9 protein-coding genes are annotated in these 11,417 nt (G+C 49.8%); 4 read left to right on the top strand and 5 right to left on the bottom strand.

Annotated features, from left to right (window positions below; all coding sequences use genetic code 11):
- Positions 1-351 precede the first annotated feature (351 nt).
- Both ACOJUN_RS23730 and ACOJUN_RS23725 read left to right on the top strand, forming a co-directional pair.
- Positions 352-1,869: a fumarate hydratase gene (locus tag ACOJUN_RS23730; RefSeq protein ID WP_422134310.1), complete on the top strand. Its 1,518-nt coding sequence runs from the start codon at positions 352-354 to the stop codon at positions 1,867-1,869.
- A gap of 232 nt (positions 1,870-2,101) precedes the next feature.
- Positions 2,102-2,461, top strand: a complete 360-nt coding sequence (locus ACOJUN_RS23725; protein ID WP_422134309.1) for a hypothetical protein — start codon at positions 2,102-2,104, stop codon at positions 2,459-2,461.
- 303 nt (positions 2,462-2,764) lie between these two features.
- Here ACOJUN_RS23725 and ACOJUN_RS23720 read toward each other — a convergent pair whose 3' ends face one another.
- From ACOJUN_RS23720 to ACOJUN_RS23700, 5 genes are all read right to left on the bottom strand, one after another.
- The gene (locus ACOJUN_RS23720; protein ID WP_422134308.1) at positions 2,765-5,620 is read right to left on the bottom strand and encodes a valine--tRNA ligase; all 2,856 of its coding nucleotides are present in this window, start codon (positions 5,618-5,620) and stop codon (positions 2,765-2,767) included.
- 103 nt (positions 5,621-5,723) lie between these two features.
- A complete protein-coding gene (locus ACOJUN_RS23715; protein ID WP_422134307.1) occupies positions 5,724-6,119 on the bottom strand; it encodes a hypothetical protein in 396 nt (131 codons plus the stop codon).
- Between the two features lie 56 nt (positions 6,120-6,175).
- A complete protein-coding gene (locus tag ACOJUN_RS23710; protein ID WP_422134306.1) occupies positions 6,176-6,607 on the bottom strand; it encodes a DNA polymerase III subunit chi in 432 nt (143 codons plus the stop codon).
- A 136-nt stretch (positions 6,608-6,743) separates the two neighbouring features.
- Positions 6,744-7,037, bottom strand: a complete 294-nt coding sequence (locus tag ACOJUN_RS23705) for a hypothetical protein (RefSeq protein WP_422134305.1) — start codon at positions 7,035-7,037, stop codon at positions 6,744-6,746.
- Between the two features lie 146 nt (positions 7,038-7,183).
- The gene (locus ACOJUN_RS23700) at positions 7,184-8,665 is read right to left on the bottom strand and encodes a leucyl aminopeptidase (RefSeq protein WP_422134304.1); all 1,482 of its coding nucleotides are present in this window, start codon (positions 8,663-8,665) and stop codon (positions 7,184-7,186) included.
- Between the two features lie 507 nt (positions 8,666-9,172).
- On the opposite strand from ACOJUN_RS23700, the gene lptF reads away from it, so the two are divergent.
- Positions 9,173-10,282 carry an LPS export ABC transporter permease LptF gene (gene lptF, locus ACOJUN_RS23695; protein ID WP_422134303.1) on the top strand — a complete coding sequence of 370 codons (1,110 nt, stop codon included), beginning with the start codon at positions 9,173-9,175 and terminating at the stop codon, positions 10,280-10,282.
- The gene (lptG, locus tag ACOJUN_RS23690; protein ID WP_422134302.1) at positions 10,275-11,333 is read left to right on the top strand and encodes an LPS export ABC transporter permease LptG; all 1,059 of its coding nucleotides are present in this window, start codon (positions 10,275-10,277) and stop codon (positions 11,331-11,333) included. The genes lptF and lptG overlap by 8 nt, the downstream gene beginning before the upstream one ends.
- The last annotated feature ends 84 nt before the right edge of the window (positions 11,334-11,417 follow it).

Here is an 11,417-nt window from a genome sequence, read left to right as displayed (position 1 = left end):
GTCTGTCGTTTTGTTTCGGTAATCCGTGACAAAAAGTGATAGATCCTGTTTTCAATCCATGTTTTCTGATGCAAAGCATTGATATACTGGCAGGACAAATGAGGAGGGGAAGCTCATGGGAAACCGATAAAACTGTCGTGTTTCGAAGGGTTCTTCATTGATGTTCTGATCTATATGACAGAGGTTTCTGTTCAGATCAGAACCAAACAACAGAGCCGGGGAACCGGCCAGGGTCCTGAAGGCTGTTCTTCAGAGATCGCAATAGATTGAAGCTTGCAAATCCGGGGTCTGTTGGAGCTGTGCTTTGAGTCCGACAGGTTTCTGGACCGAACATGGGAGTTGGGGAGCGCAATGTCACTAATTCGTGAAGAGGATCTGATTGAGAGCGTAGCTGACGCTCTGCAATTTATCTCCTGTTATCATCCACTGGACTTTATTCACGCTGTTCATGATGCCTGGAAAAAAGAGCCCTCCAAGGCTGCCAAAGACGCCATGGCCCAGATTCTGATTAATTCCAGAATGTGTGCAATGGGCAAGCGACCTATTTGTCAGGATACCGGTATTGTTACGGTCTTCCTGAAGATCGGTATGAATGTCCGCTTCGAAAGTGACCGAAGTGTCGAGGATATGGTGAATGAAGGTGTTCGCCGTGCCTATACGCATCCGGAAAATGTTCTGCGTGCCTCTGTTCTGGAAGATCCGGCAGGTGCCCGCAAAAACACTAAAGACAACACACCTGCTGTCATTCACATGACTCTCGTGCCCGGAGATACTGTTGATGTCCAGGTGGCAGCCAAAGGTGGTGGTTCCGAGAACAAGTCCAAGCTCGCCATGCTTAACCCCTCTGATGATATTGTTGAGTGGGTCAGGAAAACCGTACCGACGATGGGTGCGGGCTGGTGTCCTCCGGGCATGTTGGGTATTGGTATTGGTGGAACAGCTGAAAAAGCCATGGTGCTTGCCAAGGAATCTCTGATGGACCCCATTGATATCCATGAACTCAGAGAGCGTGGACCCAGTAACCGGGTTGAAGAGCTGCGTTTGGAGATCATGGATGCTGTCAACAGTCTGGGTATTGGTGCACAGGGTCTGGGTGGTCTCACCACGGTGCTTGATATCAAGATCAAGGACTATCCTACTCATGCCGCCTCTCTGCCCGTGGCGATGATTCCAAACTGTGCTGCCACACGACATGCGCACTTTGTACTGGACGGCAATGGCCCTGTTATTCAGGAAGCTCCGAGCCTGGATGATTACCCTGAAGTCGCTCTGGATATGAGTGAAGGGGTGCGCAAGGTTAATGTTGACGATATCTCCAAAGAAGAGACCAAGAGCTGGAAGCCGGGCGACACAGTATTGCTGTCAGGAAAAATTCTGACCGGTCGTGATGCTGCCCATAAGCGCATGGTTGACATGATGTCCCGTGGCGAAGAGTTGCCTGTTGATCTGAAAGGTCGTTTTATCTACTACGTAGGACCTGTTGATCCGGTTCGTGACGAAGTGGTGGGTCCGGCAGGTCCAACCACTTCTACTCGTATGGACAAATTTACCCGTACTATGCTGGAGCAGACCGGTCTGGCTGGAATGATTGGCAAGGCTGAACGGGGTGACGCTGCGATTGAGGCGATCAAGGATAACGAATCTGTCTATCTGATTGCTGTAGGTGGAGCCGCTTACCTGGTTTCCCAGGCTGTCAAGAAAGCAGAAGTCGTTGCTTTCCCTGAACTGGGTATGGAAGCTATCTACGAGTTTGAGGTTAAGGATATGCCTGTGACCGTAGCAGTCGATCACACGGGTAATTCTGTCCACAAAACCGGACCACAAATCTGGAAACAAAAGATAGAAGAGCAGGTTCTGGATATTAAATAAGTTTCCAAGAGCCTGTATCGGGTCAGCCTCTCGGGGCTGGTCCGGCTTTATTCGCTAGTTTATTCAACTGTTACCTCTTTTTTGATGGCCTTTTTTCTCCTTTAGTGGGTTCTTGTAGCGCTCCTTCCTGCCTGATTAAATGGACATAAACACTGCCAAAATCTGGATATTCGGCGAGATATAATCAGGCTTCTATAATCAGTTTATTAGAACAGGCAGTAAGGACGCACCAATGGTTGACGATTCTGATCAGGGTCAGGAGCCCGCCTCCGGCCGGAACAATCCTGAAAATACTGAGTTTCTTTTTTTCTGGCAAAACCTTTTTGCAAGGATTAGACGCTTTGTCTCAGACAGGCAAGATGTTATCAGGATGGATTCTGATGCCAGAATCGTCCGGTCTAATCTATTGAACCTCCAGATTGAAGGTCGATTCGAGCATTTCTGGATTGCAGAGCATCCGGAGGAGGTTGTAGAAGACAATCAATGTGAGTCGATCGTTGATGATGAGCTGTTTTCAGAGTTACTGGCTATTGAAGAAGAGTGGATACGCTTGCAGCAGTTCAGGGATCAATTTCGGAAAAACACTGATTAGATGCCCCCACAGGAATATTGTTAGTCAGACTGACGCTCTGGTTAGTTCTTAATCAGTTTTATCGAATAAGCATAAAGCCCCGTACTTTGAGGACGGGGATGTAAGCTCGGCTTGCAAAGCAAGCCCCTTGTGCTGGTTTCCTATCCGTAAGGTGCTTTTAGCGATTACGCTACCTGACAGGAAAAGTAATAAAGGCATATCAACAGCCCCTGAGAGACCCGTAAAAAGGCCTGGCTGCTATTCGCACCCAGGCTTTTTATGTTTTCAGAACTCAATAAAATATAAACTCAACAGCTACCGGATTCACAGAGCCCGAATCGCTTTGAGCTGTTCATCGAGCCGTTCTCTAGCAGCCAGCGCTTCTGTCAACTTTTCGCGTTCCTTTGCAACTACTTCAGGTTTGGCGTTGTTGATGAACTTCTCGTTGGCCAGTTTGCCTTCAAAGCGCTGAACTTCTTTATTCAGTCGTTCAACTTCTCTGCTCAGACGAGCTAGTTCCTTGTCTTTGTCGATCAGGCCCGCAATAGGCACCAGAACTTCCATCTTGCCGACCAGTTGAGTCGTCGACATAGGTGCTTCCTCGTCAGAGCCCAGAAGACGAATGTCTGACAATTTCGCCAGAGACTTCAGAAAAGCGCTGTTTTCATCAAGGCGACGTTGGTCGTCAGAAGAGAGGTTGCGCAGCAGAACATTGAGTTCACGGCTGGGGCCAATATTCAGTTCAGCACGAATATTACGGATACCGGTAATGAAGCCTTTCAGCCATTCGATGTCTTGCTCGGCAGTTTCGTCCAGCTTGCTTTCGTCCAGAGTCGGGTAACTCTGCAGCATCAGGGTTTCACCTTCAACGCCAGCTTCTTGCTTGATGTTCTGCCAGATCTCTTCAGTAATAAACGGCATGAATGGGTGAGCCAGACGCATAATGGTTTCCAGAACCCGGACCAGTGTTCGACGGGTACCCCGCTTCAGGGCTTCGGAAGCATTTTCACTCCATAGAACAGGCTTGGACAGTTCCAGGTACCAGGCACAGTATTCATTCCAGATGAAGTCGTACAGATTCTGGGAAGCGTGATCCAGACGGAAGTCTGCCAGATTCTTTTCAAGCTGGGCTTCAAGACGTTGCAGCCGGGAAATAATCCACTTGTCCGCCAGAGTCAGCTCAACGTCGGTATTGCTCTGACCACAGTCTTCACCCCTGGTGTTCATCTGAACATAGTTGGCTGCATTCCAGATCTTGTTACAGAAGTTTCGGTAACCTTCCAGGCGCTTCATATCCCAGTTGATGTCACGGCCGGTGGAAGCCAGTGAATATAGGGTGTAACGCAGGGCATCCGTACCGTGCGCCGCGATACCTTCAGAGAAGGTTTTACGGGTTCGTTTTTCAATTTTTGCCGCCAGCTGTGGCTGCATCATATTGCCGGTGCGTTTTGCAACCAGATCTTCCAGGCCGATGCCGTCGATCATATCCAGCGGGTCCAGTACGTTACCTTTGGACTTGGACATCTTGTCGCCATTCTCATCTCGAATCAGACCGGTCATGTAGATATACTTGAACGGTACCTGGGGGTTGCCGTCTTCATCTTTGATGAAATGCATGGTCATCATGATCATCCTGGCAACCCAGAAGAAAATGATGTCAAAACCGGACACCAGAACATCTGTCGGGTGGAAGGTTTTCAGGCGGCCGGTGTTTTCAGGCCAGCCCAGGGTGGCAAAAGTCCAGAGGGCAGAAGAGAACCAGGTATCCAGTACGTCGTCTTCCTGTTTAAGGCTGACTTCGGTCGGGATGTTGTTTTCCTGTCGTACGTCTTCTTCACTGCGGCCTACATAAACATTGCCCTCTTCATCGTACCAGGCAGGAATGCGGTGGCCCCACCAGAGCTGGCGGGAAATACACCAGTCCTGAATGTCCTGCATCCAGGAGAAATACATGTTTTCGTATTGTTTGGGGACAAACTGAATGCGGCCATCTTTGACGGCTTCAATGGCGGGTTTTGCCATAGGCCCGGCACGGACAAACCACTGGTCCGTCAGCAGAGGTTCAATAACAACGTCAGAACGGTCACCGTAAGGCACCATCAGTTCGTGATCTTTAACTTCTTCCAGCAGCCCGGCCGCTTCAAAGTCGGCGATAATGGCCTTACGAGCAGCAAAACGCTCCATGCCACGGTATTTCTCGGGGATGGGGGCTTCCATGTCGTGATTGCTGGAACCATCAATGTTGAAAACTTCACCCTGTTCACTGATATGACCTTCCAGAGTCATGACATTAATCATGGGCAGACCGCAGCGCTTGCCGACCTCGTTATCGTTGAAGTCGTGAGCCGGAGTGATTTTTACACAACCTGTGCCTTTTTCCATGTCAGCATGTTCATCGGCAACGATAGGAATACGACGGTTGACCAGTGGCAGGATAATGTCTTTTCCGATCAGGGCCTTGTAGCGCTCGTCTGCGGCATTAACGGCAACACCTGTGTCACCCAGCATGGTTTCGGGACGGGTTGTGGCTACGACAATGTAGTTTTTGCCTTCAGCGGTTTTTTCGCCGTCAGCCAGAGGATAACGCAGGTGCCACATGTGCCCTTTGATTTCCTTGTTCAGCACTTCCAGGTCAGAGATGGCGGTATGAAGTTTGGGGTCCCAGTTGACCAGGCGCTTGCCACGATAGATCAGATCGTCTTCATAAAGGCGAACGAAGACTTCCTGAACGGCTTTGTAGAAGCCTTTATCCATGGTGAAACGTTCATTGTTCCAGTCAACAGAGGCTCCAAGACGACGCAGCTGACGGGTGATGTGACCGCCGGAATCTTCTTTCCATTCCCAGATCTTGTCGGTAAAAGCTTCACGGCCATAATCGTGACGTGTCTTGCCTTCTTCCGCCTGGACTTTACGCTCTACCACCATCTGTGTGGCAATACCGGCATGGTCAGTACCCACCTGCCAAAGAGTATTGTTGCCTTTCATGCGCTGGTAACGAATCAGGGCGTCCATAATGGAGTCCTGAAAAGCGTGACCCATGTGCAGACTGCCGGTGACATTGGGCGGTGGAATCATGATGGAGTAGGGAGAACCTTCGCCGGAGGGGGCAAAGTAGCCTTTTTCTTCCCAAGTCTGATACCAGCTGCGCTCAATCGCGTGAGGGTTAAACGTTTTTTCCATAACTACAGAGTTCTGACAGGTTCTGATCTAAACGACGCAGTATACACGGAACCGACAGTGCAGTGTTAATAGGAGAAGCCACCTGTCTGAATGATATCGGACGTTAATCCGATAGACCGTCGGGCATCTGATCGAGAAGGTGATCCAGATAGTTGTTAAGCTCACGGTTCAGCTGAGCCTCGACCCTGACCAGCTCTTCATCGATGATCTCCTGAATCAGCAGTCGGGCCTGTTTGCGTAGCCGGGTTTTCAGTTCAGACTCCGTGACACCGGGGTTAAGCAGGGGGCTTAGAATAGGCGGTTCCTGCGAGTTATTCTGTTGATAATCACCGGTGACATTCAGAACTGTGACGGTCTGTCTGGCCCCTTCATGCTCAGCAAGGTCGGTAAGAACAGGAATGTGTTGGTTGAGATGATCATTGCGGTCTATCTCTTCCTTCAGTAGGCTTTTTAATCTTTCCTGTTCATTCAGCAGACCTTTCGTTTTTTTCTGACTCATATTTTCTACCTGCTCATTTTTTTTGCCAGCGGATGGCTTTTTGCCAGCTAATGGCTTCAATCCCGGATTTGATGGGTTTCCGGCTGGATGCCATCCGCAACATAAGTCCTGAATTTTTCACGGAGAACCTCAACCGGGCCCGGACTCTGGTCAACAATTTCACAAGTTCGGACAAAATTTTTGTAAAAGTTCGGAATTTGGCTGGACAGATTGATCAGCAGGGTGTTGTCGTGCAACGATTCCGGTGGTTTATATCCCAGTGTGATTGGCGCTATTACTGCTTCGCTGTTGATGATCTGGTGTGGCAGAAAACTGTCCTCACGCCACTCCCAGAGCAGTCGGTCCAGAGTTTCGCACTGGATGTCATTATCCGTATGAATATGTACAGGCATACCACTCCGCCATGCCTTGTCGGTCAGTCGACAGGCGAACTTTTTAACGGCTTGGGCAGACTGCTGTTGCAGTAAATAGAAGGTAACTCGAGACATGACGTTGAGTGTAATGGGAAATGATGCTGGTTTAAAGGTCGTTAACTGTCAACGCTTGGGTTAGCTGCGCGCCGAAGGCGCGTCGGGTGGAGCCCTTAAGGACGGAGCCTACTCCACCACTTGTCAGGTAGCCTGGTTATTGGCGGGAAAGGAAGGTCTGGAGCATTTCTTTGATTTCACTGATTTCAGAGCCTTGCCGGTCAACTTTCTGTTCGAGGCCGTCAAAACGGACTTTAACCTCATGAACCTCATGTTCGAGGCCGGCAAACCGCTGATTAACTTCATGTCTGAATTGACTGTGTTCTTTTTCTTGCTGGTCAAACCTTTGGTGCATTTCACCACGGGTCTGACCCAAACCATCAACTACGTCAGTCAAGGTGTTGCGAATATGATTAATCTCTGTCGGCTGAGGCTTTGCTCTTGTATTCACTGGCATAACTCCAATCAATATGAGTGAATGACACAGATTAGCAGAGATTTACGGCAAGACACCTGACAGCAGCTTCACGAATGTTGCGTTGATGATTTTCGGAAACAGGGGTTGTGAGCCTCCAAAGATCCACAACCCTGAGAATATTACAGCTGGTTCAGCAGATATTGAATCAGCATGGGTACAGGGCGACCGGTAGCGCCTTTGGCTTTACCGGAGTTCCATCCCGTTCCGGCGATGTCCAGATGAGCCCACGGGTAGCTTTCTGTAAAGCGCGCCAGGAAGCAGGCCGCAGTGATGGTGCCAGCCGCACGGCCACCGATGTTGGCCATATCAGCAAAGTTGGAATCCAACTGGGCCTGATACTCTTCACCCATTGGCAGCTGCCAGGCCAGATCGGAAGCGTCTTTGGAAGCTTTCAGCAGTGCTTCGGTCAGCTCATCATTGTTGCTCAGAAGACCGGTGGTGTGGTGACCCAGTGCAATGACACAGGCACCTGTGAGAGTGGCAACATCGATCACTGCTTTTGGCTTGTAACGCTCGGCGTAAGTCAGAGCATCACAGAGTACCAGTCGGCCTTCGGCGTCAGTATTAAGGATTTCAATGGTCTGGCCCGACATTGAAGTGACGATGTCTCCCGGACGGGTAGCGTTGCCACTGGGCATATTCTCGGCGGCGGCAACCATGCCTACAACGTTGATGGGCAGGTTCAATGCCAGAATGGTCTGCATGGCGCCAAAAATGCTGGCTGCACCACACATGTCGAATTTCATCTCGTCCATGGCTGCACCGGGCTTCAGGGAAATACCACCGGTATCGAAGGTAATGCCTTTGCCCAGAAGTACAACGGGCTTCTCACCGCGCTTGCCACCTTTGTAGTCCATCAGGATCAATTTGGATTCCTGGTCTGAACCCTGGCCTACGGAAAGTAGGGAGTTCATACCCAGATCGGACATCTGTTTTTCACCCAAAATCTTGGCAGTCATCCTGGCATGGGATTTTGCCAGAGCTTTAGCCTGATCTGCCAGATAAGTCGGGTGGCAGATATTGCCCGGCAGGTTGCCCAGAGTACGAGCCAGGTTACGACCTTCACCAATGGCTTGACTTTCAGCAATAGCTTGATTCAGAGATTTTGCCTGCTTGCGATCAGCCAGAAAGGTGACCTTCTTCAGTACCAGTGCATCGGCGCTTTTACTCTTGAATTCGTCGAACTGGTAGAACGCATATACAATGGCTTCTACCAGCTGACGTACTTTCCAGCTATGGTCCTTGCCGTGCACATTGATATCTTCCAGGGATACCAGGGCGTCTTTGACAGAGGTAGCTTTCAGTTCACCAGCAACGGCTCTGGCCAGTTTGATGAATTCACTTTCCTTGAGGGCGGCTTTTCCTTCGCCGGTCGCACAGAGCAGAATCCGCTCAGAGGGCAATTCCGGAACATGCTGGAGCAACAGGGTCTGACCTGCCTTGTACTTGAGGTCGCCTCGTTTAAGGATGCTGTTGATGGCACCCTTGCTGGCTTCGTTTACGGCTGCGGCTGCGGCGGTAAGCTCTTTCTTCTGCACACCCAATACCAGGCAGGCAGTTTTCTGCTTCTCTACCGCTCCGCTTTTTACGATAAATTGCATGGTTGCTCCCATAGGACACTTGTCCGGTTCTAACTCTCGGGGATGACCCGATTTCCTGTTAATCTTTCTGACAAATTCCTGATAAATACTCCTAATCGGGCTTGTGGCTCTGGTAACCAGGAGTCGGGATTTCGAGGGAACCGACGGACACCTGAGTCAGCCCTGAATGCCCCTGGGGGACACACCCTTTTTTAGCAAAAGGCACGTAAATGATGAGACTTCTTTCATCCGGGCTATAAACTCGAAGAGGTTTGTTGGATAATTGTCAGATCGGGTATTTGAACAGAGCTTGCACGAGAAGTGAATTCCCGCAAGGCTTTCAGAGATAGATTTTAGTCCGTTTATTGTATCAATGTGTCGACAACTGATTTTTCGGGCAGAAAAATCATGTTTTGATGGTCGACAAATGTTCAGGATTACTGTCTGTCTTGAAGCGTCATACTTACCGGACCTCTCGGGTAAGTGAGTTTTACTTTTATGAACTATCGGAAACAGTAACTCAAGATCATGCCTTCGATCCTTTTTCGATACCTGGCCAAAGAAATGCTCAAGGTCACATTTGCTGTGACCGGCGTTGTGCTCCTGATTATCATGAGTGGCCGTTTTGTGAACTATCTTGCGCAGGCTGCCAATGGCACGCTGAACGCCGATATCCTTTTTGCCATTATGGGCTACAGAATGCCCGAATTCCTGGTAATGATTATTCCCCTGGGGCTGTTTCTGGGCATTATCATGGCATATGGCAGGCTCTATGTAGAAAATGAAATGACGGTTATGGGGGCCTGTGGTGTCAGTCAGGGCCATCTGCTGCGCATGACCATGATTCCGGCGCTGGGCGTTATGCTAGTGGTGGCTCTTCTAAGTATTCTGGTCGCCCCCTGGGGGATAAAGAAGGTAGAAACCATTCTTCATCAGCAGGATTCCATGACTGAGTTCGACACCCTGGTACCGGGTCGTTTTCAAAAGTTTGAGGGGGCAAATCGGGTTACTTACACCGAATCGCTGACGGATGACAATCAACAGATGGAGAAGGTGTTTATTGCTCACCAGTCATCCGGGCGGGGCAGTTCAGAGATGTCTCTGGTGCTGGCAGAGCGTGGTCGTATATCTACCACAGAGGAAGCCGGTCAGCGCTATCTTATCCTGAGTGATGGTTATCGCTACGATCTGACACCCGGTGGCAAAAAAGTCAGGGTGACTCAGTATGGAACCTATGGCGTCCGAATGGAAGAGAATGCAGTCGCAGATGAAATCAGCAAAGAGCAGGCGCTGCCGACTTCTACATTGTTAGGCTCTGATAATCCCACCTATATAGCTGAGTTGCAGTGGCGTATCTCACTGCCATTATTGATTCCAATTATTGTGTTGCTGGCTGTACCGCTCTCAAAAGTGAGCCCCAGACAAGGACGCTTCGTCAAACTCTTGCCCGGTGTATTGCTCTATCTGCTGTATCTGGCGTTACTGATTTCAACCCGTGGAATGGTTGATGATGGTCGCCTTTCTCCAAAGGTCGGTGTCTGGTGGGTGCATGGGGTTTATCTGCTGCTTGGATTGGTCGTTTATTTTCAGGAGCCTTTGCGGGTCATGATTGCCAAAAGGAAAGTTGCTCATGCGTAAGCTGGACCGTTACATCGCATGGAACGTATTGGCTTCCATGGTCGTGGTGCTTTTGATTCTGGTGGCGCTGGAATCCATGTTCGCGTTTTTGGGCGAGCTGGATAATATTCGTGGCAATTATCAGATGGTGGATGCGGTCGTCTATATTTTGCTTCTCATCCCCAAGAAGATTTATGAGTTCATCCCGGTGTCAGCCTTGATTGGATGTCTTGCTGGCCTTGGCAGTATGGCCTCAAACAGCGAGCTGGTGGTCATGAGAGCCGCAGGTGTTTCGCTGTGGCGGATGGTCTGGTCTGTGATGAAGCCGGCCCTGGTGCTGATTTTCATAGGCATCGTATTGGGTGAATATGTGGCGCCCGCCACAGAGCAGATTGCTGAAAGCCGGAAGAATATCGCCCGATCCCACAATGGCGAGTATTCCGGAGAAGGGGTCTGGCATCGTGAAGGCAATGAATTTATGTATTTTAATGCCGTTGAGCCAAATGGTGTGCTCTACGGTGTGAGTCGATATGTTTTTGATGATGATATGAGACTCAAGGAGAGTTCGTTTGCCAGAAGGGCGATCTATCAACAGGACCACTGGCTGCTTGAGGATGTCACCCTTAGTCGTATGGAAGGCGATAAAGTCGTTTCAGAAACAGTGAATACAGAGCCCTGGGATACCAACCTGACAACAACGCTTTTGAAAGTGGTGGTGGTTAAGCCCGATGGCTTGTCTATATCAGGCCTGAATACTTATACCCGTTATCTGGAAGAGCAGGGACTGGATACGGGTGAATATGCGCTGGCGTTCTGGACAAAAGCACTGCAACCCTTGTCTATTTTCTCCCTGGTGCTGGTGGGAATCTCTTTTGTCTTTGGTCCTCTGCGCTCGGTCAGTATGGGGCTGAGAATCTTTTCGGGCGTGATTACCGGGGTTGTATTTATGATTGTGCAGAACCTGCTGGGGCCTTCCAGCCTGGTGTTTGGTTTTCCGCCAGTCTTCTCTGTTCTGCTGCCGGTTCTGATCTGTATTGGTATAGGGTCATTGTTGCTACACCGGGCTGCCTGATGACAGAGTGCTGTCTTATTTCGGAAGATGGCTGGCTGTATTGAGAGAGTATGAATGGTGTTAAATCCAGGTGCCTGAGGCAGT

It is taken from the genome of Endozoicomonas sp. ALD040 (assembly GCF_049275945.1).
In the GTDB taxonomy this organism is placed as follows: Bacteria; Pseudomonadota; Gammaproteobacteria; order Pseudomonadales; family Endozoicomonadaceae; genus Endozoicomonas_A.
Note: the sequence above shows the minus strand (reverse complement) of the source record. Positions and strands in the feature narration are given on the sequence as shown.